Origin of the sequence: Pseudomonas sp. PB105, from assembly GCF_009764655.1 — a bacterium.
GTDB lineage: Bacteria > Pseudomonadota > Gammaproteobacteria > Pseudomonadales > Pseudomonadaceae > Aquipseudomonas > Aquipseudomonas cyclaminis.
This window is the reverse complement of the sequence record NZ_RWIO01000091.1, coordinates 1-25,988: the sequence shown is the minus strand read 5'-3', so window position 1 is coordinate 25,988 and position 25,988 is coordinate 1. Positions and strand designations below refer to the sequence as shown.

General features: G+C 62.5%; 24 protein-coding genes. 18 read left to right on the top strand and 6 right to left on the bottom strand.

Going from position 1 to position 25,988, the window contains the following annotated elements; all coding sequences use genetic code 11:
- Positions 1 to 179 precede the first annotated feature (179 nt).
- The gene (gene ilvA / locus EJD88_RS21560; protein WP_158878986.1) at positions 180 to 1,211 is read right to left on the bottom strand and encodes a threonine ammonia-lyase, biosynthetic; all 1,032 of its coding nucleotides are present in this window, start codon (positions 1,209 to 1,211) and stop codon (positions 180 to 182) included.
- A gap of 272 nt (positions 1,212 to 1,483) precedes the next feature.
- Between ilvA and EJD88_RS21555 the strand changes: the two genes are divergently transcribed.
- Together EJD88_RS21555 and map are read left to right on the top strand one after the other, a co-directional pair.
- Positions 1,484 to 1,684, top strand: a complete 201-nt coding sequence (locus EJD88_RS21555; protein ID WP_099585196.1) for a ParD-like family protein — start codon at positions 1,484 to 1,486, stop codon at positions 1,682 to 1,684.
- Positions 1,684 to 2,439, top strand: coding sequence for a type I methionyl aminopeptidase (gene map, locus EJD88_RS21550; RefSeq protein ID WP_158878985.1), 756 nt, complete (start codon positions 1,684 to 1,686; stop codon positions 2,437 to 2,439). The genes EJD88_RS21555 and map overlap by 1 nt, the downstream gene beginning before the upstream one ends.
- A gap of 13 nt (positions 2,440 to 2,452) precedes the next feature.
- Here the strand turns inward: map and sfnG are convergent, their stop codons facing one another.
- On the bottom strand, positions 2,453 to 3,538 hold the full coding sequence (gene sfnG, locus EJD88_RS21545) for a dimethylsulfone monooxygenase SfnG (protein WP_099585198.1): 1,086 nt from the start codon (positions 3,536 to 3,538) through the stop codon (positions 2,453 to 2,455).
- A gap of 266 nt (positions 3,539 to 3,804) precedes the next feature.
- Here sfnG and EJD88_RS21540 point away from each other — a divergent pair, with 266 nt between their 5' ends.
- Positions 3,805 to 5,043 (top strand): acyl-CoA dehydrogenase family protein, encoded by a 1,239-nt coding sequence (locus EJD88_RS21540; RefSeq protein ID WP_158878984.1) that lies wholly within the window; start codon positions 3,805 to 3,807, stop codon positions 5,041 to 5,043.
- 28 nt (positions 5,044 to 5,071) lie between these two features.
- On the opposite strand, the gene EJD88_RS21535 is transcribed toward EJD88_RS21540, so the two are convergent.
- Positions 5,072 to 5,857 (bottom strand): sulfite exporter TauE/SafE family protein, encoded by a 786-nt coding sequence (locus tag EJD88_RS21535; RefSeq protein ID WP_099585200.1) that lies wholly within the window; start codon positions 5,855 to 5,857, stop codon positions 5,072 to 5,074.
- A 194-nt stretch (positions 5,858 to 6,051) separates the two neighbouring features.
- Here EJD88_RS21535 and EJD88_RS21530 point away from each other — a divergent pair, with 194 nt between their 5' ends.
- The 3 genes from EJD88_RS21530 to EJD88_RS21520 all read left to right on the top strand — a co-directional run bounded on the left by EJD88_RS21530 (position 6,052) and on the right by EJD88_RS21520 (position 7,831).
- Positions 6,052 to 6,573, top strand: a complete 522-nt coding sequence (locus EJD88_RS21530; protein WP_158878983.1) for a DUF3455 domain-containing protein — start codon at positions 6,052 to 6,054, stop codon at positions 6,571 to 6,573.
- 68 nt (positions 6,574 to 6,641) lie between these two features.
- Positions 6,642 to 7,160, top strand: coding sequence for a sigma-70 family RNA polymerase sigma factor (locus tag EJD88_RS21525; protein ID WP_256674405.1), 519 nt, complete (start codon positions 6,642 to 6,644; stop codon positions 7,158 to 7,160).
- The gene (locus EJD88_RS21520; RefSeq protein ID WP_158878981.1) at positions 7,157 to 7,831 is read left to right on the top strand and encodes an anti-sigma factor domain-containing protein; all 675 of its coding nucleotides are present in this window, start codon (positions 7,157 to 7,159) and stop codon (positions 7,829 to 7,831) included. Before EJD88_RS21525 ends, EJD88_RS21520 begins: the two co-directional genes overlap by 4 nt.
- Here EJD88_RS21520 and EJD88_RS21515 read toward each other — a convergent pair whose 3' ends face one another.
- Both EJD88_RS21515 and EJD88_RS21510 read right to left on the bottom strand, forming a co-directional pair.
- Positions 7,832 to 9,133, bottom strand: coding sequence for an ATP-binding protein (locus EJD88_RS21515; protein WP_099585204.1), 1,302 nt, complete (start codon positions 9,131 to 9,133; stop codon positions 7,832 to 7,834).
- 3 nt (positions 9,134 to 9,136) lie between these two features.
- Complete coding sequence (locus tag EJD88_RS21510) at positions 9,137 to 9,838, bottom strand: response regulator transcription factor (protein WP_099585205.1); 702 nt, start codon at positions 9,836 to 9,838, stop codon at positions 9,137 to 9,139.
- Between the two features lie 177 nt (positions 9,839 to 10,015).
- On the opposite strand from EJD88_RS21510, the gene EJD88_RS21505 reads away from it, so the two are divergent.
- From EJD88_RS21505 to EJD88_RS21460, 10 genes are all read left to right on the top strand, one after another.
- Positions 10,016 to 11,173, top strand: coding sequence for an efflux RND transporter periplasmic adaptor subunit (locus tag EJD88_RS21505; protein ID WP_099585206.1), 1,158 nt, complete (start codon positions 10,016 to 10,018; stop codon positions 11,171 to 11,173).
- Positions 11,174 to 11,186: 13 nt separating this feature from the next.
- The gene (locus EJD88_RS21500) at positions 11,187 to 14,288 is read left to right on the top strand and encodes an efflux RND transporter permease subunit (RefSeq protein ID WP_158878980.1); all 3,102 of its coding nucleotides are present in this window, start codon (positions 11,187 to 11,189) and stop codon (positions 14,286 to 14,288) included.
- Positions 14,289 to 14,424: 136 nt separating this feature from the next.
- On the top strand, positions 14,425 to 15,066 hold the full coding sequence (locus EJD88_RS21495; RefSeq protein ID WP_158878979.1) for a DUF1345 domain-containing protein: 642 nt from the start codon (positions 14,425 to 14,427) through the stop codon (positions 15,064 to 15,066).
- A 71-nt stretch (positions 15,067 to 15,137) separates the two neighbouring features.
- Positions 15,138 to 15,992, top strand: a complete 855-nt coding sequence (locus EJD88_RS21490) for an AraC family transcriptional regulator (RefSeq protein ID WP_158878978.1) — start codon at positions 15,138 to 15,140, stop codon at positions 15,990 to 15,992.
- Positions 15,993 to 16,032: 40 nt separating this feature from the next.
- Entirely contained in the window at positions 16,033 to 16,608 is a 576-nt protein-coding gene (locus EJD88_RS21485; RefSeq protein ID WP_158878977.1) for a LysE family translocator, read from the top strand.
- 107 nt (positions 16,609 to 16,715) lie between these two features.
- Positions 16,716 to 17,735: a LacI family DNA-binding transcriptional regulator gene (locus EJD88_RS21480; protein WP_158878976.1), complete on the top strand. Its 1,020-nt coding sequence runs from the start codon at positions 16,716 to 16,718 to the stop codon at positions 17,733 to 17,735.
- 181 nt (positions 17,736 to 17,916) lie between these two features.
- Positions 17,917 to 18,699 (top strand): sugar phosphate isomerase/epimerase, encoded by a 783-nt coding sequence (locus EJD88_RS21475; RefSeq protein ID WP_099585213.1) that lies wholly within the window; start codon positions 17,917 to 17,919, stop codon positions 18,697 to 18,699.
- Positions 18,692 to 19,633, top strand: a complete 942-nt coding sequence (locus EJD88_RS21470) for a sugar kinase (RefSeq protein WP_158878975.1) — start codon at positions 18,692 to 18,694, stop codon at positions 19,631 to 19,633. The genes EJD88_RS21475 and EJD88_RS21470 overlap by 8 nt, the downstream gene beginning before the upstream one ends.
- A gap of 45 nt (positions 19,634 to 19,678) precedes the next feature.
- Entirely contained in the window at positions 19,679 to 20,971 is a 1,293-nt protein-coding gene (locus tag EJD88_RS21465; protein WP_112195045.1) for an MFS transporter, read from the top strand.
- Positions 20,968 to 21,945, top strand: coding sequence for an NAD(P)-dependent oxidoreductase (locus EJD88_RS21460; RefSeq protein ID WP_158878974.1), 978 nt, complete (start codon positions 20,968 to 20,970; stop codon positions 21,943 to 21,945). Before EJD88_RS21465 ends, EJD88_RS21460 begins: the two co-directional genes overlap by 4 nt.
- A gap of 74 nt (positions 21,946 to 22,019) precedes the next feature.
- On the opposite strand, the gene EJD88_RS21455 is transcribed toward EJD88_RS21460, so the two are convergent.
- Entirely contained in the window at positions 22,020 to 23,645 is a 1,626-nt protein-coding gene (locus EJD88_RS21455) for a methyl-accepting chemotaxis protein (protein ID WP_158878973.1), read from the bottom strand.
- 232 nt (positions 23,646 to 23,877) lie between these two features.
- Between EJD88_RS21455 and EJD88_RS21450 the strand changes: the two genes are divergently transcribed.
- Together EJD88_RS21450 and EJD88_RS21445 are read left to right on the top strand one after the other, a co-directional pair.
- Positions 23,878 to 25,305 (top strand): nucleobase:cation symporter-2 family protein, encoded by a 1,428-nt coding sequence (locus EJD88_RS21450; RefSeq protein ID WP_112195041.1) that lies wholly within the window; start codon positions 23,878 to 23,880, stop codon positions 25,303 to 25,305.
- A 12-nt stretch (positions 25,306 to 25,317) separates the two neighbouring features.
- On the top strand, positions 25,318 to 25,779 hold the full coding sequence (locus EJD88_RS21445) for an LEA type 2 family protein (RefSeq protein WP_112195039.1): 462 nt from the start codon (positions 25,318 to 25,320) through the stop codon (positions 25,777 to 25,779).
- Positions 25,780 to 25,988 lie beyond the last annotated feature (209 nt).

Sequence of the window (25,988 nt, the reverse complement as noted above, 5' to 3'; positions counted from 1 at the left end):
TTGTTATGTGTCATGCAGGCGCTTGCCAGCCTTGGAAGACGCCTTCATCCACTCAGCGTACTCAACAAAATGCGCGCGTGTAGTAACAATTCCTCATAAGAACGGTACAAGTTTATATAACTTAAACCTAGCCTCGCCCGAAGCGTTTATATCATCGGCGAACAGCCACGATTAAACGTTTAACCCTGCAGTTCGTGTGCGTACGCTGTGACCCTTTCAGCAACATGTCGCAAACTATCAAAGTTGATATTCGCCCCGGAATTCACCGCCACCAGGGTCTGGGCACGCACGCCATGCTCCAGGACGTACTTGCGAATGCCCGCCACCGCCAGCGCGCCGGAGGGTTCGGTGATGGAGCGGGTATCGTCGTAGATCAGCTTGATCGCGCTGCATAGCTGGTCGTTGCTCACGGTGATGACCTCGTCCACCCAATCGCGGCAGATTTCAAACCCGTAGGCGCCGATCTGCGCCACTGCGGTGCCGTCGGCAAACCCGTCCACGCTGGGCAGCACCACGCGTTCACCGGCGCGCAAGGCGGCCAGCAGGCAACTGGAGCCTTCCGGCTCGACCCCGATGACGCGCACCTCCGGCCGCAGGTATTTGACGTAGGCGGCGATGCCGGCGATCAGGCCGCCACCGCCCACCGGCACGAAGATCGCGTCCAGCGGGCCCTGTTGCTGGCGCAGGAGTTCCATGGCCACGGTGCCCTGGCCGGCGATCACGTCCGGGTCATCGAACGGCGAAACGAAAGTACAGCCCGAGGTCTCGGCCAGTTGCAGCGCATGGGCCAGGGCGAACGGGAAACTCTCGCCGTGCAGCACCGCTTCGGCGCCTCGGGAGCGCACACCCAAGACCTTCAACTCAGGCGTGCTGCAGGGCATGACGATACGCGCCTTGATCCCCAGCTCCCGCGCCGCCAGCGCCACGCCCTGAGCGTGATTGCCTGCCGAGGCCGTCACTACGCCACGCGCCTTTTGCTCGTCGGTGAGCTGCACCAACTTGTTGTAGGCACCGCGGATCTTGAAGGAAAAGGTCGGCTGCAAGTCTTCGCGCTTGAGCAGCACCGTGTTGCCGAGCAACGCCGATAACGCCGGCGCCGCCTGCAACGGCGTGCGCACCGCCAGGTCGTAGACGGGCGCGGCGAGGATCTTTTTCACGTAGTGCTCAAGCAGTGCGGTGTCTTGGCTAGCCCTTGGGGTTGATGCGCTCATCGGTGTCTCCTGGCTTTTTTTGGATGGCCCTGGAGACGGAAAAACAAAACCCGCCTCTAAGGCGGGTTTGGGTGCAGCCGTGTGCTATCCCGCCAAATGAGGAATGGCGGTAATAATGCTTGGCTGGCTGCGGAAGGCTTGAAATGTCATGTCACGAAATTAACCGGGCGTTGCCGTGCAAGTCAATGACCCAGCGCCATTTAGCCCGTGGGGTTTACGCCGGACATACGAAACGTATACGCTTTGTATATCCAACTTAAACAGTGAACCCCATGGGCATCGTCAAGATCACCGACCAACTGCACGAACAACTGCGCCTGGCCAGCGCGACGATGGACCGTTCCATCAACGCTCAGGCCGAGTTCTGGATCAAGATCGGCCTGCTCGCCGAACTCAACCCCAGCCTGCCCTACAACGAGCTGATTAACAGATTGTTGCTCGACAAACCCGACCTGATCCGGGGGCGCAGCTGATGATCAAGACCACCGCCCAACTGGCCGTGATGCGCGAAGCCGGGCGCCTGCTGGCCCAGGTGTTCAGCATGCTCGACGGTTTTGTCGCCGCCGGCCGCTCCACCCTGGAGCTGGACGCCGCCGTCGAAGCCTTCATCCGTAACGACCTCAAAGCCCGCCCCGCCAGCCTGGGGCAATACGATTACCCGTTCTCGATCAACACCTCGATCAACGAGGTGGTGTGCCATGGCATGCCCAGCGCCAAGGAGGTCCTCAAGGACGGCGACATCATCAATATCGACATCACCCTGGAAAAAGGCGGCTACATCGCCGATTCCAGCAAGATGTACATGATCGGCACCGTTGCCCCCAAGGCCCGGCGCCTGGTGGAGATGACCTTCGAAGCGATGTGGGCCGGCATCCGCCAGGTCAAGCCCGGCGCCCGCCTGGGTGATATTGGCCACGCGATCCAGAGCCACGCCCAGGCCAACGGCTACAGCGTGGTGCGTGAATACTGTGGTCATGGCATCGGCAAGCAGATGCATGAGGAACCGCAGATCCTGCATTTCGGCCGCCCCGGCACTGGTCTGGAGCTGCGCGAAGGCATGGTGTTTACCATCGAGCCGATGCTCAACCAGGGCGGCGCCAAGACACGCAGCCTCAAGGATGGCTGGACGGTGGTTACCAAGGACAACAGCCTGTCGGCGCAGTGGGAACACACCGTGGCGGTGACGGCGGACGGGTTCGAGGTGTTGACCTTGCAGCCAGGCGCCTGAGCCTGGCCTGGGCTCAGGCCACTTCCCTGATTCCGTGCTTGGCTTCCAGCTCACGCACCAGCGGCAACACGCGCTTGCCGAAGTACTCCACTTCTTCCTGGAAGTGCAGGAACCCCGCCAGCACCAGATCCACCCCCACCGCCTTGAGCGCAATGATGCGCTCGGCGATCTGCTGCGGGGTGCCGATCAGGTTGGTCTTGAAGCCGTCGTTGTATTGCACCAGGTCTTCAAAGCTGGACTTGGCCCAGTTGCCCTCGCCTTCCGGTGAAGCCTTGCCCGCCTGCCTGGCCGCATCGCCAAACGCATTGACCGCTTCCGGGTCCGCCTTGTTGATAATCTCGGCGAGCACAGCGCGGGCTTCTTCTTCGGTGTCGCGGGCGATCACAAATGCGTTGACGCCGACCTTAACCGAATGGTTATTCGCCGCCGCCTTGGCGCGAATGTCATCGACCTGGGCCTTGATCCCTTCCGGGGTGTTGCCGTTGGTGAAGTACCAGTCGGAGACTCGTGCCGCCATGTCCCTCGCCGCCCGTGAACTGCCGCCCTGGAACACTTCCGGCTGGCCCAGTGGCTTGGGCTTGAGGGTGTAGTTATTGAAGCGGTAGAAATCGCCCTTGAAGGTAAAGTCGTCCTGGGTCCAGATGCCTTTGAGGGCGCGGATAAATTCTTCGGAGCGGCGATAGCGCTCGTCGTGCTCCAGCCAGTGTTCGCCGATGGCCTGGAATTCCCCCTTGAACCAGCCGCTGACGATATTCACCGCGATGCGGCCATTGGTGAGTTGGTCGATGGTCGCCAGTTGCTTGGCCGCCAGCGCCGGCTGCCACGGGCCAGGCAGGATCGCCGCGATGACCTTGAGCGTGGTGGTGGCCGCCAGCAGCGCATGGCTGAACGCCACGGATTCATGCTGGTTCTCGGCGCCGTAGCCGGCGGTGAAACGGATCTGGGTCAGGCCATACTCAAAGCCGGCAGCTTCGGCCAGTTGCGCCAGTTTGCGGTTGTAGTCGATGCCCCAGTCGGTGCGTTGTTCAATCTTGCTGACCACCAGCCCACCGCTGACGTTGGGCACCCAATAGGCAAATTTCACGGCTTGCTGACTCATCGAACGGTACCTCGTGCAAAAGGGATGTAACAGGGCTTGAGCAGCAAGCGTGCCAGCCAGACGCAAACGCCCACGCCATCAGGGTTGCGGCCAAAAATCAGGCCATGGTGGGCGCGCAGGCAAATGTCAGGGATTGCGCCGGTTTGTCGGATTGCTGTTGCTGGCGCAACAGTGACCCAGGCAAATCCCCCGTAAACATTGGGCCACGCACCCGGCACGGAGTGTGCAATCCCCCCTGCATTGACCACTGCCCCGGAGCCTTGCCCATGACTGAACATCACGTCATCAACCCGCTGTCCATCGGCGTCGATTACCCCACCCTGGCCGCGCGTTTTCGCCCGATCTTCCAGCGCATTGCCGACGGTGCGGTGCAGCGCGAACTCAGCCGCACCCTGCCCCATGAGCCGATCCAATGGCTCAAGGAGGCCGGCTTTGGCGCGGTGCGCGTCCCGGTGGAATACGGCGGCGGCGGTGCGTCCCTGCCCCAGTTGTTTGAACTGTTGATCGAACTGGCCGAAGCCGACTCCAACGTGCCGCAGGCCCTGCGCGGGCATTTCGCCTTTGCCGAAGACCGCCTGAATGCGCCGCCGAGCGCCGGCCGTGACCTGTGGTTCAAGCGGTTTGTCGACGGCGACATCGTCGGCTGCGCCTGGACCGAAATCGGCAACGTGGCCATCGGGGAGGTGGTCACCCAGGTCAGCCCCGACGGCGACAAGTGGAAACTCAACGGTGAAAAGTTCTACAGCACCGGCAGCATCTTCTCTGACTGGATCGACGTGTACGCCCAGCGCAGCGACACCGGCGCCGACGTGATCGCCGCCACCCGCGCACGCCAGCCGGGCGTGGTGCACAGCGACGATTGGGACGGCTTCGGCCAGCGCACCACTGGCAGCGGCACTTCGCGCTTTACCGACGCCGAGGTCGAGGCCGACAACGTCATCGACTTCGCCACCCGCTTCAAATACCAGACCGCTTTCTACCAGTTGGTGCTGCTGGCCAGCCTGGCCGGTATCGGCCGTGCGGCCCTGCGCGACGTGGCCCATCAAGTGCGTAGCCGAAAGCGCATCTACAGCCATGGCAATGCGCCCCATGTGAGCCAGGACGCACAGATTCAACAGGTAGTCGGCGAAGTGGCGGCGCTGGTGTATGCCGCGCAAGCCAGTGCCTTGAGGGCGACGTTACCGGCACAACAGGCCTACGTGGCACGGTTTGGCGGTGATGATGCGGTGGAGCGCGAAGCCAATGTGGCGGCCGAGACTGAATCGGCGACGGCGCAGGTGGTGGTGTCGCAGTTGATCCAGCGCGCGACCAGCGAGCTGTTCAATGCGCTGGGGGCGTCAGATGTGCGCCAGGGCAAGGCCCTTGATCGGCACTGGCGCAATGCGCGGACGGTGTCGTCGCACAACCCGGTGATCTACAAGGCGCGGATTGTGGGGGACTGGGTGATCAATGGAACCGAGCCGCCGTTCGTATGGCAGATCGGCAACGGCCCGGCAAAGCACTGAGGCCTGGCACACTTGGAGTGCCTATAGCCTAGAAGGCCAGTTTGTACCCGACCGCCATCAACATGATCGCCAGGCACGGGCGCAGCACGCCGTCCGGGATCTTGCCGGTCATGTGGCTGCCCACATAAATGCCCGGCAGTGAGCCCATCAGCAGAAAACCCAGCAGGTGCCAGTCCATATTGCCCATGCCCGCATGGCCCAGGCCCGCCACCAGGGTCAGGGGCACGGCGTGGGCGATTTCGGTGCCGACCAGACGGCGGGTGGCCAGGAACGGGTACAGGATAAACAACGCCACGGTACCGAGTGCGCCGGCGCCGATGGAGGTCAGGGCGACCATGGTGCCGAGGATGGCGCCGGTAAGCACCGTCAGCGCGTTGAGATTGCGCGGGTTCATGTGATAGCTGTCGCCCGCATGGCGCTGGGCAAAGGCCAACAGGGTTTTCTTGAACAGGATCGCCAGGGCCGTCAGCAGCAGCACCACGCCGAGGGCTTGCTTGATCACCGCGTTCATCGCCGTCGGGTCGGTGTGCAAGCTGGCGAGGAACCACAAAGTCAGCAGCACCGCAGGCACGCTGCCCAGGGTGAGCCAGCCGGTGATGGTCCAGTCGATGTTCTTGTTCTTGCTGTGGACCAGCACGCCACCGGACTTGGTGATGGCGGCGTACAGCAGGTCAGTACCCACGGCCGTGGCCGGGTTGATGCCGAACCACAACAGGATCGGGGTCATCAACGAGCCCCCGCCGACACCGGTCATGCCCACGATAAAACCCACGATCAGGCCGGCAATTACGAAACCAAAGTTACCCACTTCCATTACAGCTACCCGCGGCCTTATAAATTTCTGGCGGCAGGATAGCGATTTTTCTTATAACGACTTATACCAATATGATCTGACTTTAGATCTTTTTCGCCTGATGCAGTTTTTTTTGCCGAGCCCTGCATCCAGTTGGCGTGCCCATGGGTAGTCCTTGCAGCAACCCTGCTGTTTCATCTAATGGAGAAACACCCATGAACGCTAAAGCCCTGCTCTGCCTCACCGGTTTGCTCGTGGCCAGCCCTGCCGCCTTTGCCCAGGCCGGCCTGCCCGACAGCATCAAGGTGCCTGACGGCCATAAAGTGGCGATGGAAACCACCGGCGTCGGCGAAATCACCTACGAGTGCCGTGATAAAGCCAACGCTGCGGGCCAGACCGAATGGACCTTCGTCGGCCCCAAGGCCGTGCTCAATGATCGCAGCGGCAAGCCAGTCGGCACTTACTTCGGCCCACCGGCCACCTGGCAAGCCAAGGACGGTTCGAAAATCACCGGTACGCAACTGGCCGTGGCGCCATCGAGCCCGGGCAACCTGCCGTATCAACTGGTCAAGGCCAACCCGGCCGAAGGCAAAGGCGCGATGAGTGGCGTGAGTTACATCCAGCGTGTCGCCCTGAAAGGCGGCGTGGCGCCGAGCAGCGAGTGCACAGCCGCCAACAAGGGCAAGCAGGAAGTGGTGAAGTACCAGGCCGACTACATCTTCTGGGCGGCCAACTGAGCAAACTGCGCTACGCTGCCTGTGGCGAGCACGCTCGCCACAGGGGTTCAGCCATTTGAGGGATGCGCGTGTTTGATTACGAAGCCTGTCTGCTGGCCTGTGCCCGTGGCGACCAACGCGCCCTGCGCCGACTGTACGAGCAGGACAGCAGCCATTTGCTCGGCGTAGCCCTGCGTATCGTACGTGATCGAGCGCTGGCCGAGGATATCGTGCATGACGCGTTTATCAGGATCTGGCGCGGCGCTGGCAGTTTCGACCCCAGCCGTGGTTCGGCGCGGGGTTGGGTATTCAGCGTGACCCGTCACCTGGCCCTTAATCTGGTGCGCAATCATTACCGTGAGGTCCCGCTGGGCGACGAACACGAACAGGTCGCAGCGCCCACTGACACGTTTGAATTTTCCGCGCGTTCCGGGCAGATCCACATCTGCCTGGAGCAGCTCGACCCGGCCCGTCGCACCTGCATCCTGCATGCGTATGTCGACGGCTATTCCCACAGCGAAATCGCATCGAGGCTGGATACCCCGCTGGGGACCGTCAAAGCCTGGATCAAACGTAGCCTCGCCGCGCTGCGGGAGTGCATGGCATGAACAACCCCTTGGACGAATTGGCCAGCGAATACGTGCTGGGCACCCTGCCCGCCGAACAACGGGCCGAGGTGGAGCAACGCCTGCCCCACGATGCCGAGTTGCGTGCGGCGGTGGATGCCTGGGAACAGCGCCTGCTGCCCCTGACTGCGTTGGCCGAACCGGTGTTGCCTTCAGCACAGTTATGGCGGCGTATCGAACGCCACACCGCCAGCCCGGACGCCCGCGTCCCCTGGTGGAACCTGCTGGCGTTGTGGCGTGGCCTGGCCGCTGCTGGCTTGGCGGCGAGTGTGGTGCTGGCGACGTTATTGCTGACCCGCCCGCCCATCGCGGATCCGGCCTTTGTGGTGGTGCTGGTGGCACCGCAAAGCCAGGCACCAGGTTGGGTGATCCAGGCCAGCAATGACCAGAACATCCAGCTGATTCCATTGGGTGTGATGGAGGTCCCGGCGGACAAGGCCCTGCAGTTCTGGACCAAGGGCGATGGCTGGCAAGGTCCGGTATCACTGGGGCTGGTCAAGCCGGGTCAAACGCTGTCGGTGCCGCTGGACCGGCTCCCGCCGCTGTCGCCCAACCAATTGTTCGAGCTGACCCTGGAAGACCCGCGCGGCTCGCCGACCGGCAAACCCACCGGGCCGATCCAGGCCATCGGCCGTGCGGTCAAGGTGCTCTGATCAACCGACGCACGGCAGCCACACGCGAAACCGTGCGCCGCCCAACGGCGATGTCTGGGCCGTCAAGGTACCGCCCTGGGCTTCCAGGGCGCGGCGGCTGATGGCCAGGCCCAGGCCGAAGCCGCCGGTGCTGCGGTCGCGGCTGCGGTCGAGGCGGTAGAACGGTTCGAAGATGCGCTCGCGCTGGTCCAACGGGATGCCGATGCCATCGTCATCCACCCAGATTTCACACCCCTTGGGACACACCTTGACCCCCACCTGGATGCGTTTGTCGCAGTAGCGCGTGGCGTTGCGCAACAGGTTTTGCAAGGCGCGGGCCGTCAGGCGTGGATCGAGGCTGAAGCGCTCGACGGCGCAGTCGAGCACCACGTCGATGACGATCTCGGGGTTTTCCAACTCGTCGTCGACGCTGCCCAGGACGCTGTCGATAAATTCATCAAGCACTACGTCCACCCGCTCCGGCAGTTGCGCCGGGTTTTGCAGGCGGCTGTAGGAGAGCAACTCCAGCACCAGTTCATCCAGCTCACGGATATGCGCCACCAGGCCGTGCAGGCGCTCGCGGCTGGCCTCGGGCAAGTCTTCGGACAGCGCAAGCGCCAGGCCGAAATCCAGGCGCGTCAACGGCGTGCGCAGTTCGTGGGAGACGGCGTTGAGCAAATCCCGCTGCTGGTTGAGCAGGTGTTCGATGTCGTCGGCCATGGTGTCGAACACCGCCGCCAGGCTGCCGATGTTGGAGCTGGGCGGGATACGTGTGCGCTCGGCCAGGTTGCCCTTGCCCAATTGGGCGGCGGTGCTTTTCAGGCGTTCCAGGTCGCGCCAGTGCGGGCGCAGCCAGAACAGCAGGCACGCGAGCAACGCAGCACCGATCAGCACATTCATCGACCAGTACAGCAGGTTCATGTCCAGCGGGTCTGGCGGGACGGTCAGCTTGACCACGAACTGCTGGTTGAGCGGCGAGCTGATTTCTTCCATCCAGCCCCACTCCCCCAGGCGAATCACCGGTTTGCCCTGCTCCAGCAGCGCTGCTTCCTGCGGGGTGTAGCTGGCGTCCTGGCGTAGCAGCAGTTGCACTTTGAGCGGTGCAAAGTCGCGGCCCAGTTGCTCGGTCACCTGGGACCAACGCTCCACCGGCGCCCGTTGGTACTGCCTGACGATCAGGGTTTGCTGGCCACGGGACTGCTCGACGTTGTAATCCAGGTAACGGTGTTCGAACAGCTGGATGACCAGTTTGGGAATCAGGTACATCGCCGCACTGTAGGTGACGATGGTGATCAGGTAGAGGCGCAGCAGCACACGAAACATGGCTCAGCATTCCCACTCGGAACGGCTGAACAGATAACCCTTGCCCCACACGGTCTTGATCTTGCGCGCCTCGCCGGCGTGGTCGTCGAACTTGCGGCGCAGCTTGGAGATGGCCACGTCCACCGAGCGGTCGGTGCCATTGAACTCGATGCCGCGCAGGCGTTGCAGGATCTGGTCGCGGCTGAGCACTTCACCGGCATGCCGGGCCAGCACCACCAGCAGGTTGTATTCGCCGCTGGACAGCTCCACCGGCTGCTCGCGCCACACCACCGTACGCTCCGACAGATCAATGCACAGGTTGCCCATGAGGATCTGGTCGTTGGCCACCTGGGGCTCGGACAAACTGCTGCGGCGCAACAAGGTACGCACGCGAGCCAGCAGCACACGTGGCTCGCAGGGTTTGGTCACGTAGTCGTCGGCACCCATTTCCAGGCCCAGCACCTGGTCATGGCTGTCGTCGCGGGCGGTGAGCATCAGGATCGGCAGGCCGGCCGAATCGGCACGCAGCAGGCGGCACACTTGCAGGCCATCGAGGCCCGGCAGCATCAGGTCAAGGATCACCAGGTCCGGCGGGTTGAGGCGGGCGCGTTCCCGAACGAGGTCGCCACGGCTGAGCACGCTGACGTGATAGCCATTGCGCTCCAGGTAGCTGGCAATCAGCTCGGAAAGTGCGGCGTCGTCTTCCACCAGGAGGATGTCGGGCATGAAGGTGTTCCATGAATACAGTGGGGGATCTTTGGAATTGCGAGATTTTGTAAGGATATACGTCCCCATTGGGATGATGTGCAGTACCTTACATTTCTTCACACACCACCTACACAGCTTCACAGCACCACGGCGCAGGTGACCTTAGGATGCGCCAGTCACTATTGGGATAAGAGCATGTCGAAGAATCTGTTGGCGCCGTTTTGCCTGTTGGCCCTCACCCTGGCGCTGGGCGCGTGTGGCAACTCCGCCGCCGAGGCGCCAGAAATGCCCCTGGCCAAGGTGCGCATCGAAACCCTGCAAGCCAAGCCCCTGTCCATCACCAGCGAACTGAGCGGACGCATCGCCGCGCCGCGGATTGCCGAAGTGCGTGCGCGGGTAGCCGGTGTGGTAATGCAACGGGTGTTCAAGGAAGGCCACGACGTCAAACAGGGCGACGTGCTGTTTCGCATCGACCCGGCGCCCTTCAAGGCCGATCTCGACAGCGCCCAGGCCAACCTGAGCAAGGCGCAAGCCAATGCGTTCCAGGCGCGCCTGCAAGAGCAGCGCTACAGCCAGTTGGTGGAAGGCAACGCCATCAGCGGCCAGGACTACGACAACGCCCGCGCGGCGGTGCGCCAGACCAACGCCGAAGTCGCCGCCAACAACGCCGCCGTCGAGCGCGCCAAATTGAACCTGGGCTACGCCACTGTGACCGCGCCGATTTCCGGGCGCATCGGCCGCGCCCTGGTGACTGAAGGCGCGCTGGTCGGCCAGAACGAAGCCACGCCCCTGGCGATCATCCAGCAACTGGACCCGATCCACGCCGACCTGACCCAATCGACCCGCGAGTTGAATGACCTGCGCCGCGCCTTTCGCGCCGGCAGCTTGAAGCAGGTCGGCCAGGATCAGGCCAAGGCCACGCTGATCCAGGACGACGGCAGCCTCTACCCGCTGCCGGGCAAATTGCTGTTCTCCGACATCAGCGTCGACCCCGGCACCGGGCAGATCATCCTGCGCAGCGAGTTCCCCAACCCGGACCTCGACCTGTTGCCCGGCAGCTTTGTGCGGGTGCGCCTGGAGCAAGCGGTCGATAAGCAAGGCATCAGCGTGCCGCAACGCGCCATCACCCGCGACAGTGCCGGTATCCCGATGGTGTTGCTGCTGGATGCCGAGCAGACCGTCAGCCAGCAACCGGTGGAACTGGGTGCGGTGATCGACGACCGCTGGATCGTCAGCAGCGGCCTCAAACCCGGTGATCGCATCGTCGTCGAAGGTGTGCAACACGCGCGGCCCGGTGAAAAAGTCCAGGTAGACGACAGCCCGACGACACCTGCCCAGGCTTTGGGCCAATAAGGATTATTCGACCATGCCGCAGTTCTTTATTGACCGCCCGATTTTCGCCTGGGTGGTCGCCCTGTTTATCCTGCTGGCCGGCGTGCTGGCCATCCCGCAATTGCCGGTGGCCCAGTACCCTAACGTCGCGCCGCCGAAAGTCGAGATCTACGCGGTGTACCCCGGCGCTTCGGCCCAGACACTGGATGAAAGCGTGGTCAGCCTGATCGAGCAGGAGCTCAACGGCGCCGATCACTTGCTGTATTTCGAATCCCAGAGCAGCCTTGGTTCGGCCACCATCACCGCGACGTTCCAGCCCGGTACCGACCCGGAAATGGCCCAGGTCGATGTGCAGAACCGGCTCAAGGCCGTGGAACCCCGGCTGCCCCAGGCGGTGACACAGCAAGGCTTGCAGGTGGAGAAAGTCTCCGCCGGCTTCCTGCTGCTGGTGACCCTGACCTCCAGTGACGGCAAGCTCGATGACGTGGCGCTCAGCGATTACCTGGCGCGCAACGTGATGAACGAACTCAAGCGCCTGGACGGCGTGGGCAAGGCGCAGCTCTACGGCGCCGAACGGGCCATGCGCATCTGGATCGACCCGCAGAAGCTGATCGGCTTCAACCTGACGCCGGCTGACGTGAACACTGCCATCAGCGCGCAGAACGCCCAGGTTTCCGCCGGTAGCATTGGTGATCTGCCGGGCACCAAGACCCAGGAAATCACCGCCGCGATCCTGGTCAAGGGCCAGCTTTCAACCCCGGCGGAATTCGCCGACATCGTGCTCAAGGCCAATCCGGACGGCTCCACTGTGCGCGTCGGCGACGTGGCGCGGGTGGAAATCGGCAGCCAGGAATACCAGTTCTCCACGCGCCTGAACGGCAAGCCCTCCACCGCCGTCAGCGTGCAACTGGCACCCGGCGCCAACGCGCTGAACACCGCGACCCTGGTGCGGGCGAAGATGGATGAGCTGTCGCGCTACTTCCCGGCCAATGTGGAATACAAGATCCCGTACGACACCTCGCCCTTCGTCAAAGTCTCGATCACCAAGGTGGTGTACACCTTGCTGGAGGCCATGGCGCTGGTGTTTGCGGTGATGTTCCTGTTCCTGCAGAACGTGCGCTACACGCTGATCCCCACCCTGGTGGTGCCGATTGCGCTGATGGGCACGTTTGCCACCATGCTGTTGCTGGGTTTCTCAATCAACGTGCTGACCATGTTCGGCATGGTGCTGGCCATCGGCATCCTGGTGGACGATGCGATTGTGGTTGTAGAGAACGTCGAGCGGATCATGGTCACCGAGGGCCTGTCGCCCAAGGACGCAACCAAGAAAGCCATGGGCCAGATCACCGGCGCCATCGTCGGGATTACCCTGGTGCTGGTGGCGGTGTTCCTGCCGATGGCGTTCATGGCGGGCTCGGTGGGGGTGATCTACCAGCAGTTCTCGCTGTCGATGGCCACCTCGATCCTGTTCTCGGCCTTCCTTGCCCTGACCTTGACCCCGGCCTTGTGCGCCACCCTACTCAAGCCGATTGCCAAGGGCGAGCACCATGCCAAGGGCGGCTTTTTCGGCTGGTTCAATAAGCGCTTCGAGCAGCTCACCGACCGCTATGAAGGTTGGGTGGCCTACGCCCTCAAGCGCAGCGGCCGTTACCTGCTGATCTATCTGGTGCTGCTGGTGGGCCTGGGGCTGATGTTCATGCGCCTGCCCGCCTCGTTCCTGCCGGTGGAAGACCAGGGCTACACCATCACCGATATCCAGTTGCCACCGGGCGCGAGTAAAAACCGCACGGTGCAGGTGGCGGAGCAGATCGAAGCGCACAACGCCGGCGAACCGGGCGTGGGCGATACCACCATGATCATGGGCTTCAGCTTCTCCGGTTCGGGGCAGAACGCGGCGTTGGCGTTTACCACCTTGAAGGATTGGTCCAAACGCAGCAATGAAGACTCCGCCGCGTCCATCGCCGACCGCGCCAACATGGCGTTCAGCGAGCTGAAAGACGCGATTGCCTACGCCGTGCTGCCACCGCCGGTGGATGGCCTGGGCACGTCCAGCGGTTTTGAGTTCCGTTTGCAGGACCGTGGTGGCGTCGGCCATGCCGCGTTGATGGCGGCGCGCACCGAGTTGCTGGCGGCCGCCGGAAAAAGCCCGATCCTGGCCAACGTGCGTGAAAGCGCCCTGGCCGAAGCGCCGCAAGTGCAGTTGGAAGTGGACCGCAAGCAAGCCAACGCCCTGGGCGTGTCGTTTGCGGATGTGGGCAATGTGCTGTCCTCGGCGATTGGCTCTGCCTACGTCAACGACTTCCCCAACCAGGGCCGCATGCAGCGCGTGGTGGTGCAGGCCGAAGGCGACCAGCGCAGCCAGGTGGCGGACTTGATGAAAATCAACGTACGTAACAACGCCGGGAAAATGGTGCCGCTGTCGGCCTTTGTCGAGGCCAAATGGACCCAGGGCCCGGCGCAGTTGACGCGCTATAACGGCTACCCGGCGATTGCCATCAGCGGTGAAGCGGCGCCGGGGCACAGCACCGGCGAGGCGATGGAAGAAATCCAGCGCCTGGTCAGTCAACTGCCGGCGGGCCTGGGTCAGGAGTGGACCGGGTTGTCGTTGCAGGAACGCTTGTCCGGCGCTCAGGCACCGATCCTGCTGGGCCTGTCGCTGCTGATCGTGTTCCTGTGCCTGGCGGCGCTGTACGAAAGCTGGTCGATCCCGACCTCGGTGTTGCTGGTGGTCCCGCTCGGCGTGCTCGGCGCAGTCTTGGCCGTGACCTTGCGTGGCATGCCCAACGATGTGTTCTTCAAAGTCGGCTTGATTACCATCATTGGCCTGTCGGCGAAGAACGCGATTCTGATCATCGAATTCGCCAAGGACTTGTATGACCAAGGTGAAGATCTGATCGACGCGACCCTGAAAGCCGCGCGGCTCAGGTTGCGCCCGATCATCATGACCTCACTGGCGTTCATCCTCGGCGTGGTGCCGTTGGCGATTGCCACCGGGGCCAGTTCCGCGAGCCAGCAAGCGATTGGTACCGGGGTGATTGGCGGGATGATCACCGCGACGCTGGCAGTGGTGTTTGTGCCGGTGTTTTTTGTGGTGGTCATGAAGCTGGTGAAGAAATCTTCCGGTAACCCGGGTTAAAACATGTGGGAGGGGGCTTGCCCCCGGTGGCGGTGTATCAGTTGAAATACCTTTCACTGACCTACTGCTATCGGGGCAAGCCCCCTCCCACATGATGAGGTACAGTCAGTTGACCCACTGTCAGCTGTGAGCTCCCATGCCCTTCCTCGCCCGCACCCACCCTCGCCTCTCCAGCGCCGCCGTGCTCGGCCTTGCCGTGGGCATTCTGGTACCTGCCGAAACAATCGCCAGCAAAATCCTCATCGGCTGGAACGCCGGGGTCTGGACCTACCTGGTGCTGATGCTCTGGCTGACCATCCGCGCCAAGGCGCCAGACGTCAAACGCATTGCCGAGATCGAAGACGAAAACGCCGGCCTGGTGTTGTTCATGGTCTGCATCGCCGCCATCGCCAGCCTGGCCACCATCACCTTTGAACTGGTCGGCAGCAAGGACCTGGCGACCGGCGAACGCCTGCTGCACTACGGTTTCACCGGGCTGACGGTGATCGGTTCGTGGTTGCTGATCGGGGTGATTTTCAGCGTGCACTACGCCCGGCTGTATTACACCTGGGACGGCAAGGAGCCGGCGTTGCGTTTTGCCGAAGGGTTGCTGACCCCCAATTATTGGGACTTCCTGTACTTCTCGTTCACCATCGGCGTCGCGGTGCAGACCTCGGATGTGGGTGTGGCCACCCGTGGCCTGCGCAAGGTGGTGCTGGGGCAATCGCTGATCGGGTTCCTGTTCAATACCGCGATATTGGGTTTCTCGATCAATATCGCGGCCGGGCTGTTCAGCTAGGCTGCACAAACCTTCTAGACCGTCATGAAGCGGCACGCATTAATAAGCTCACCTATTACGTTCGGTGTTGTATGAGCGCGCACAATTGGATCGACCTGTCCCAGGATGCCGACACCGGCATCGAGACCCTGCGCGCGCATTTTGAAGGCCACGCCTACGACCCGCACTGGCACGACAGCTACCTGATCGGGGTGACCGAACAGGGCGTGCAGCAATTCAACTGCCGCCGCGCCCGCCATCACAGCGTGCCGGGCCAGGTATTCCTCGTAGAACCCGGCGAACTGCATGACGGCGATGCCCCCACGCCGGACGGCTTCACCTACCACATGCTGTACCTCGACCCGCAGTGGCTGGCGCGGGAAGTGAGCGCGGTGTTCGAAGAAGCACCACTCAACAGCCAGCTGAGCTTCACTCGAACATTGACCGATGACCCGCGCCTGGCGTTGGCTACCAGCCAGGCCTTTCGCACCCTGCACAGCGGCGAGTTGCGCATCGTGCGGCAACGGGCCATGGACCAATTGCTGGAACGCCTGACCGACCAACTGTACTGGCGCACCCGCTACCGCGACGATCCGCGCCTGCCGCTGGTGGCCCATAAAGCCCGGGAATACCTGCATGCCTATCTGCATCAGGATACAGGCATGGACGAACTGGCCGTGGCCTGCGGCGTCGACCGCTTCCGCTTGACCCGTGCGTTCAAGAACGCCTTCGGTTTGCCGCCCCATGCCTATCTGGTGCAACTGCGCCTGGCCCGCGCCCGGCATTTGTTGGCCAAGGGCGAGCAACCGGCCGACGTGGCGATTGCCTTGGGCTTTGCCGATCAAAGCCACATGGGCCGCTGGTTTGTGCGCGCCTATGGCCTGACTCCGGCGGCGTACCGCAAGCGCTGCACAAACCTTCCAGACAGCGAACGCCCCGGCTTGTGAAGATCGACTCCATCGATTGGTTTACCGGAGTCACGCCGCCATGCTGCCGTTTATGTTGTTTGCCTTTGTTGCGTCCATTACCCCCGGCCCGACCAATATCCTGGTGCTGAGCAACAGTGCCCGTTACGGTTTCAAAGCCGCCCTGCCGATCATCTTCGGCGCCTGCGCGGGTGCGGCCGGAATCGTCTGGCTGGTGGGGTCCGGCGTGGGCCAATCGCTGGTGCAACTGCCCAAGGTACAGGCCGCCATGCAATGGGTCGGCGTTGCCTGGCTGACCTACCTGGCCTGGCAGATTTTCAGCGCGCCCCCCCAGGCCGTCGAGACGGAATCGGTACAAAAGCCGCTGGGCTTGTTCGGGGCTGCCAGCCTGCAATTGATCAACCCCAAGACCTGGATGATGGCGCTGGCGGTGGTCAGTGTCTTTGCCGTTAACGGCACACAGGTGGCCGCGCTGTCCCTGGTGTTTTTCTTGATCGCGCTGCCGTGCCTGGGCGCTTGGGCACTGCTGGGCGCCGGGTCTGCGCGAGTACTTCGTTCGGCCAAGGCCATGCAGCGTTTCAACCGTGCAATGGCTTTGCTGCTGTTGGGTGCAACTTGGCTGGGTGTGGTGGTTTGACGCACCAGTCATCCGACTTTGTCCTACAACTCCTTGACGACTTTCCTACTTTGATGGTTTCCTGAAACCGGTTTCAGTCATTCCAATAAAAAAGAAGGTCTATGACCGTGAACAATTTTTCTGCCGCCCAGCGCAGCCGCGTCACCATGCTTGATGTGGCCGAACGTGCGGGCGTGTCCAAGGCCAGCGTGTCGCGTTTTATCGGCGACGACCGCGCCCTGCTCTCCGACGCCATCGCCCTGCGCATCGAACAGGCCATCGAGCAACTCGGCTACCGCCCCAACCAGATGGCCCGTGGCTTGAAACGTGGGCGCACGCGCTTGATCGGCATGCTGGTGGCCGATATCCGCAACCCCTATTCCATTGCCGTGATGCACGGCGTCGAAACCGCCTGCCGCCAGCACGGCTACAGCCTGGTGGTGTGCAACACCGACCGCGACGACGAGCAGGAGCGCCAGCACCTGGCCGCGTTGCGCTCGTACAACATCGAAGGGCTGATCGTGAACACCCTCGGCCATCACCTTGAACAACTGCTGGAACTGCAACGAGAAATGCCGCTGGTGCTGGTGGACCGCAAGGTCGAGCCGCTGCACAGCGACTTGGTCGGGCTGGACAACCCGGCAGCGGTGCGCATGGCGGTGGTGCATCTGGAACAACAGGGTTATCGCCAGCTATTGCTGGTGAGCGAATCCGCCGATGGCACCAGCTCACGGGTAGAACGCCTGGAGAGCTTCAAGGCCGAGATTGCCCGGCGCCCATCGCTGACTGGCGTGGTGCTGGAACTGGATGGCCACCTTGAAACCGGCCTGCAGGCCTTTCTCACTAAAACCGGTCCCAAGGCGGTGTTCTGTGCCAACGGCGTCGCCACACTGGCCTGCACCCGCGCGCTCAAGGCGTTGGGCTGCAACCTGTTCGACGACGTGGGCCTGATCGCCCTGGATGACCTGGATTGGTATCCGTTAGTGGGCAACGGCATCACCGCCCTCGCCCAGCCGACCGAGGCGATTGGCGCCAGCGCGTTCGACTGCCTGCTCAAGCGTTTGCGCGGTGACGATGCGCCAACACGCACCCTGGATTTTCTGCCACAACTGATCATCAGAGGCTCAACCCTGTGCCCCTCCCCGTAGCAGCTGTCGAGCCTTGGCGAGGCTGCGTAGCGGACGTATTGACACGCCGCGATCTGCGGGGCGCCTAACGCAGCCTCGCTTGCGCTCGACAGCTGCTACGGGGCGAACCCCGCGAACGCGCCAAGGTTGATTGAATTTTTATCACGTCGAAAAATGAAACCGGTTTCAGAGGTACACAACAATGCATAAATACCCCGTCTCCATCAGCCTTTCCAGCTACGGCGCGGACTTGGTCCGCCAGCAGGGCCAGTTGAGCTTTGTGCAGCTATTGGCCGCGGCCGGTGCCCAGCGCATCGAATGGCGCGAAGAGCTGCTGACCGCCGAGCAGCCCACCGAACTGGCCGAAGCCGCTGCCGCCCAAGGCCTGGAAGCGGTGTTCTCATCGCCCCTGGAATTATGGGTTGCCGGCCGCGCCCAGCCCAACGCCGAACTGAGCGCAACCCTGGACCGCGCCCAGGCCTTCGGCGCGCGCTGGCTGAAAGTCTCCCTCGGTTACTTCACCGACACCAACGACCTAGAAAGCCTGCACGCCCTGCTCAATCGCCACCCGGTCCAGCTGTTGGTGGAAAACGACCAGACCCTGCACGGCGGGCGCATCGAGCCGATGCAACGGTTCTTTACCGAGGTCGAGCGCCTGGGCCTGCCGGTGAAGATGACCTTCGATATCGGCAACTGGCAGTGGCAGGACCAATCTGCCCTGACCGCCGCACGCCTGTTGGGCCGGCATGTGGACTACCTGCACTGCAAGGCCGTGGCCCGTCGCCCGGACGGCAAGCTGGTGGCGCTGCCGCCCGGCGCCACCGACCTGCATCTGTGGGAACAACTGCTCAAGCACATGACTCAAGGCATTACACGGGCGGTGGAATTTCCACTGCAAGGCGATGACCTGATCGACGTGACCGCGCAGCAGGTCGCCGCCCTCGCCGTCCTAGGCCAACCCACTGCGGAGCATGCCCATGTCTGAGATCGATATCCTCTCGTTTGGTGAAACCATGGCGATGCTGGTCGCCGAGCAGCCCGGCGATCTGGCCCAGGTCAGCCAGTTTCACAAGCGTATTGCCGGGGCCGACAGCAATGTCGCCATTGGCCTGTCGCGGCTGGGCTTTAATGTGGCGTGGCTGAGTCGGGTGGGCAGCGATTCGCTCGGCCGCTTTGTGGTCGACACCCTGCAAAAGGAAGGTCTGGATTGCCAGCACGTGGCCGTCGACCCGCTGCACCCCACCGGTTTTCAGTTCAAGTCCCGTGAAGAAGCCGGCGCCGATCCGCAGGTGGAGTACTTCCGCAAAGGCTCCGCCGCCAGCCATTTGTCCATCGCGGCCATCAGCCCGGCGCTGCTGCAAGCCCGCCATCTGCACGCCACCGGAATTCCTCCCGCGCTGTCCGAGGCCACTCGCGAACTGTCGGTCGAGTTGATGACCCAGATGCGCAAAGCCGGGCGCAGTGTGTCGTTCGACCCGAACCTGCGGCCGTCGCTGTGGGCCAGCCAAGCGCAGATGATCCGCCAGATCAACACCCTCGCCGGCCTGGCCGATTGGGTATTGCCGGGCTTGAGTGAAGGCCGCCTGCTGACCGGTTTCGACGACCCGGCCGATATCGCCGCGTTCTACCTGGACCAGGGCGCCGAAGCCGTGGCCATCAAGCTCGGCCCGGACGGCGCCTACTTCCGTACCCATCTGGACCAAGGCTTTGTCGCCGCCGTGCGCGTGGACAAGGTGGTGGACACCGTCGGTGCCGGCGACGGCTTTGCCGTGGGCATGATCAGCGCCCTGCTGGAAAACCTCAGCTTCCCCGAGGCGGTGCAACGCGGCAACTGGATCGGCAGCCGCGCCGTGCAAAGCCGTGGCGATATGGAAGGCCTGCCGACCCGCGCTGAACTACCCACCCGATCCGTTGCGTGACCCACACCCTGTTGCCACAACTACAACAAGCTCAGGAGCAACCCCATGGAAACCGTGAAACTCGCCACCCGCCGTTGGTGGTACATCATGCCCATCGTTTTTATCACCTACAGCCTGGCCTACCTGGACCGCGCCAACTATGGCTTTGCCGCCGCCTCCGGGATGGCCGAAGACCTGATGATCACCCCCGGTATGTCGTCATTGCTGGGTGCACTGTTTTTCCTCGGCTACTTTTTCTTCCAGGTGCCGGGGGCGATCTACGCGCAGAAGCGCAGTGTCAAAAAGCTGATTTTCGTCAGCCTGATCCTGTGGGGCGGTTTGGCCACACTGACCGGCGTGGTGTCCAACGCCTACATGCTGATCGTCATTCGCTTCATGCTCGGCGTGGTCGAAGCCGCGGTGATGCCAGCGATGCTGGTGTACCTGTGCCACTGGTTCACCCGTGCGGAACGCTCGCGGGCCAACACCTTCCTGATCCTCGGTAACCCGGTGACCATGCTGTGGATGTCGGTGGTGTCGGGCTACCTGGTGCAGCATTTCAGCTGGCGCTGGATGTTTATCATCGAAGGCCTGCCAGCCGTGTTGTGGGCGTTTATCTGGTGGAAGCTGGCCGATGAGCGGCCCAAGGATGCCAAGTGGCTGAGCGACAGCGAAAAGCACAGCCTGGAAACCGCCCTCGCCGCCGAACAGGTCGGCATCAAGGCCGTGAAGAACTACGCCGAAGCGTTCCGCTCGCCCAAGGTGATCATCCTGGCGTTGCAGTTCTTCTGCTGGAGCATCGGTGTGTATGGCTTTGTGCTGTGGCTGCCGTCGATCCTCAAAGCCGGTTTGCAGATGGACATGGTCGAGGCCGGCTGGCTGTCGGCGCTGCCCTACCTGGCGGCGGTGATCGGCATGCTGGTGGTGAGTTGGGGCTCGGACAAGCTGCAAAAACGTAAACGCTTTGTGTGGCCGCCGCTGTTGATCGCGTCCATCGCGTTCTACGCATCCTACGTGCTCGGCGCCGAACACTTCTGGTGGTCCTACACCCTGCTGGTGATTGCCGGGGCCTGCATGTATGCGCCTTACGGGCCGTTTTTCGCCATCGTCCCGGAAATCCTCCCCGCCAACGTCGCCGGTGGCGCCATGGCACTGATCAACAGCATGGGCGCGCTCGGCTCGTTCGGCGGCTCGTACCTGGTGGGTTATCTCAATAGCAGCACCGGCTCGCCCGGCGCTTCGTACCTGCTGATGAGCGGTGCGTTGATGCTGTCGGTGGTGCTGACGATTTTCCTCAAGCCCGGTGCCAGCGACCGCTCGCCGGCACCCACTCTGGAGTTGAAGGTAAAGACCTCATGAAAAAGTCTGTCGTGTTGTACAAGAAACTCTCCGCGCCGCTGATGGCCCGCCTGCATGAACACGCCGAGGTCACGCTGATCGAAGCCCTGGATGACACCGGCCTGGCCAAGTTGCGCGACGCCCTGCCGACCGCCCATGGCCTGCTGGGCGCCAGCCTGCGCCTGGACGCCGGATTGCTGGACCTCGCGCCGCACCTGGAGGCCGTGGCCAGCGTGTCGGTCGGAGTCGACAACTACGACATCGACTACCTGACCCAGCGCGGCATCCTGCTCAGCAACACCCCGGACGTGCTCACCGAAACCACCGCCGACACCGGCTTTGCGCTGATCCTCGCCACCGCCCGGCGCGTGGTGGAACTGGCCGATATGGTGCGCGCCGGCCAATGGAACAAGAACATCGGCCCTGCGCACTTTGGCAGCGATGTGCACGGCAAGACCCTGGGCATCATCGGCATGGGCCGCATCGGCGAAGCCCTGGCCCAGCGCGGGCATTTTGGCTTTGGCATGCCGGTGATCTACCACAGCCATTCACCCAAGCCGCAGGTGGAACAGCGCTTTGGCGCGCAGTACCGCAGCTTGCAGGCGTTGCTCAAAGAAGCCGATTTCGTCTGCCTGACGTTGCCGCTCACGGCAGAAACCGAAAAACTGATTGGCGCAGAGGAATTTGCACTGATGGGCCCCGAGACGATTTTTATCAATATCTCGCGGGGCAAGGTGGTGGATGAGGCGGCGCTGGTCGAGGCGTTGCAGCAACGCACGATTCGGGCAGCTGGATTGGATGTGTTTGAGAAGGAGCCGCTGAATCACGCCTCACCGTTGCTGCGCTTGAACAATGTGGTGGCAACGCCGCATATCGGCTCGGCGACTCATGAGACAAGGGAGGCGATGGCCAAGTGTGCGGTGGATAATCTGCTGGCGGCGCTGGCAGGGGAAAAGCCGAAAAACCTGGTGAATCCAGGGTCCTGGAAGCAATAACCCCTGACACGACACAAAACCAAATGTGGGAGGGAGCTTGCCCCTCCCACAGTTGGATTGCATTGCAAAGTGAATCAAATTACAAACCTGGCCACCATCCCATTCAAATCCACCGCCAGGCGCGACAGCTCATGGCTGGCCGCGCTGGTCTGGTTGGCACCCGCCGCCGACTGGGTAGCCAGGTCGCGGATATTCACCAGGTTGCGGTCCACCTCGCGGGACACCTGGGCCTGTTCTTCCGAGGCGCTGGCGATGACCAGATTGCGCTCGTTGATCAGGCTGATGGACTGGGTGATCTGCTCCAGCGCCACACCGGCGGCGCGCGCCATTTCCAGGGTGTTCTGGGTGCGCTGATTGCTTTGCTGCATGGATTGCACGGCTTCGCCGGTGCCGTTCTGGATGCCGGCGACCATTTTTTCGATCTCCTGGGTCGACTGTGCGGTGCGATGGGCCAGGGCGCGCACCTCATCCGCCACCACCGCGAAACCGCGCCCCGCTTCACCGGCACGGGCCGCTTCAATGGCGGCGTTGAGCGCCAGCAGGTTGGTCTGCTCGGCGATCGCACGGATCACGTCAAGCACCTTGCCGATATCGCGGCCCTGGGTGGCCAGGCCTTCGATCATCGCGGCGGTGTTCTGCACGTCCTGGGTCATGGTCTGGATCGCACCAACGGTTTCCACCACCCGGTCGCGACCTTCGCGTGCGGCCTGGTTGGACTGGCTGGACGCCTCGGAAGTGGACACGGCGTTGCGCGCCACTTCTTCCACCGCTGCGGTCATCTCGTTGACGGCGGTGGCGGCCTGATCGATTTCATTGTTCTGTTGCTGCAAGCCTTTGGAGGCTTCTTCGGTGACCGCACTGAGTTCCTCGGCGGCGGACGCCAGTTGCGTGGCCGAGCCGGCGATGTGCTGGATGGTCTGACGCAGGTTGGCCTGCATGGCAGCCAGGGCGCCGATCAAACGGGCCGGTTCGTCGTTGCCGTCGTCTGCGATGGCGGTGCTGAGGTTGCCGGCGGCGATGGTTTCGGCCACGGCCACGGCTTTGCGCAACGGCGTGACGATGCTGCGGGTCAGCAGCCAGGCCAGCAACACCGTGAGCAAGGCGGCGGCGACCGAGACTACGATTACGCCGGTGATCGCGCTGTCGTAGCCGTGCCCGGCTTCAGCGTCGGCAGCCTTGGCATCCGCGGCATTGATGGCGATCAATTTGTTCAGTTGCTCGCCCATCTGGTCGGTGCCGTCCTTGATGCGGCTGTTGATCAGCGCACGCATCTCATCGACTTTGCCTTGTCTGGACAGGGTAAGCATGTCGGCCTGGGCCTTTAAGTAGTTGTCCAAGGTGGCGCCAAACGTCTTGTACAACGCCGCCTCTTCCGGCCCGGCAGGCAACGTGGCGTAACCGGCCTGGGCTGTCTTGACCTTGTCGGTCAGCACGCCGATGCGGGTTTCAGCTTCCTGCAACGCGGCAGGATCGCGATTGACCAGTACGCGAAACGACAGGATGCGCATGCGCAGCACGTTTTCCGTGATCGTGCCCAAGTACGTCACGCTGGGCAGCTGGTTGGCACTCATGGCCACCGACGCCTCGCGGATCAGCGTCATGCGGTTGACCGCAAACACGCCGAGAATAACCACTAACAACGCGATGAACGCGAAACCGAGAGAAGCACGAGGGGCGATATTCAGGTGACGGAGGGACATAGACGAGACTCTCTGGAGTAGTGTTTGCGCGCATCCTTGCCGCGAAACGATCCGCCGGCGTCAACGCACCGCTCAGACCTCGGCCCACTGTTGTTATTGATCGGTGGGCCTATACACGTTATCGGCTGAGTGCAGGGTTTTACGCAGGGCACTCATAAATATTTTTTTACACTTCTGACGATCGACCGTTTCTGGCATCCTGCGCCTCCATTTTCTGACCCGAGCCCTCATTTTGTCTGACGCTCAAGCCCCCCGCCCGCGCTATAAATCCGACCTGATCTACGGCCTGGAAGATCGCCCGCACTTCACTGCGGCGATCTTTGCCGCGTTGCAGCATGTCTTGGCGAGTTTTGTCGGCATCATCACCCCGACCCTGATCGTCGGGGGTGTGCTCGGGCTGGAAAGCGAAGTGCCGTATCTGGTGAGCATGGCACTGTTTGTGTCGGGGCTCGGCACCTTTGTACAGGCGCGTAAGTTCGGCCCGATAGGTTCGGGGCTGCTGTGCCTGCAAGGCACCAGTTTTTCGTTTATCAGCGTGATCCTCAGTGCGGGCTTCATGGTCAAGGCCCGTGGCGGCGGCACCGACGAAATCCTCTCGACGATCTTTGGCATCTGCTTTTTCGCGGCGTTTATCGAGGTGGTGCTCAGCCAGTTCATCGGCAAGCTGCGCAAGCTGATCACCCCGGTGGTGACCGGCACCATCATTACCTTGATGGGCTTGTCGCTGATCAAGGTGGCGGTCACCGACATGGCGGGCGGCTTTGGCGCCAGCGACCTGGGGGCCGCAAGCAATATGGGCCTGGCGGCACTGGTGCTGGTGACCATCGTGGTGCTCAACCGCTTCAACAACCCGTTCCTGCGCCTGGGTTCGATCGTGATCGGCCTGACCCTGGGTTTTGTGGTGGCGTGGTGGATGGGCCGCGTCGACCTGGCCGCCCTGCCCCACGTGCCTTTGATCAGCGTGCCGGTGCCGTTCAAGTACGGTTTCTCGTTCGACTGGGTCGCGTTTATCCCGGTAGCGGTGATCTTCCTGATTTCGCCGTTGGAAGCGGCCGGTGACCTGACCGCCAATTCGATGATTTCCCAGCAGCCGGTCAAAGGCCCGCTGTATATCAAGCGCATCAAGTCCGGCCTGCTGGCCGACGGCCTCAACTCGGCGATGGCCGCCACGTTCAACAGCCTGCCGATGGTGACCTTCGCCCAGAACAACGGCGTGATCCAGCTGACCGGCGTGGCCAGCCGCTACGTGGCGTACTTCATCGCGGGTTTGCTGGTGCTGCTGGGGCTGTTCCCGATGATCGGCGCAGTGCTGCAACTGATGCCCAAGCCGGTGCTGGGCGGCGCGACCCTGATCATGTTCGGCACGGTGGCCGTGGCCGGCATCAAGATCCTCGCCGAAGCCGGGCTGCACCGGCGCAATGTGCTGATCGTGGCCATCTCCCTCGGCATGGGCCTGGGCGTCGCCGCCGTGCCGGAAGTGCTGCGTGACCTGCCCAAGGCCCTGCACAACATCTTCGAGTCGCCGATTACCGTGGGCGCGTTCTGTGCCATCCTGCTGAACATTTTCCTGCCGGAAGAGTTCATAGCACTGCAAGAAGATGAATTTGATCCGGAGTCCTCTACCCTCAAAGTGATGCAGGACCCGGACGTCACGAAATAGGAGCACCTTTGTATGCGCAAGCTCATGGTTCTATCACTGTTGCTGCTGACCTTGAGCGCCTGCGCGCTGTTCCCCAACCGCGACCCGGTCAACATCACCGTGGTGGGCATCGAGCCCCTGCAAAGCCAGGAACTGGAAGTGCGCTTCGTGGTGAAACTGCGGGTGCAAAACCCCAATGAAACAGCGATCGACTACAACGGCGTGGCCCTGGACCTGGAGGTCAATGGCCGACCGTTAGCCTCCGGCGTGAGCGATCAGGCCGGCAGCATTCCACGCTTTTCGGAGACGGTGCTGAGGGTACCGGTCAGTGTTTCGGCGTTCTCTGTGTTGCGCCAAACCCTGGGCTTGAGCCAAACCCAGAGCTTGAACAATTTGCCTTATGTACTGCGCGGCAAACTCGCGGGCGGGTTGTTTGGCACGATGCGGTTTGTGGATCGCGGTACCCTGGACCTGCCTAACACTGCCACTTGGTAAACATGGAGTTCCGCTATCGGGGCATGGGTATCTACACATCTTTGGTGAACACATAACCTTAGCGAACGAGGCTGTTGTGGTGAGCGGGCTTGCCCCGCGCTGGGCTGCGAAGCAGCCCCAAAACCAGGCAACTTGGTTTTTTTGAAAAAACGCGGTGGCTTTGATGGGGCTGCTTCGCAGCCCAGCGCGGGACAAGCCCGCTCACCACA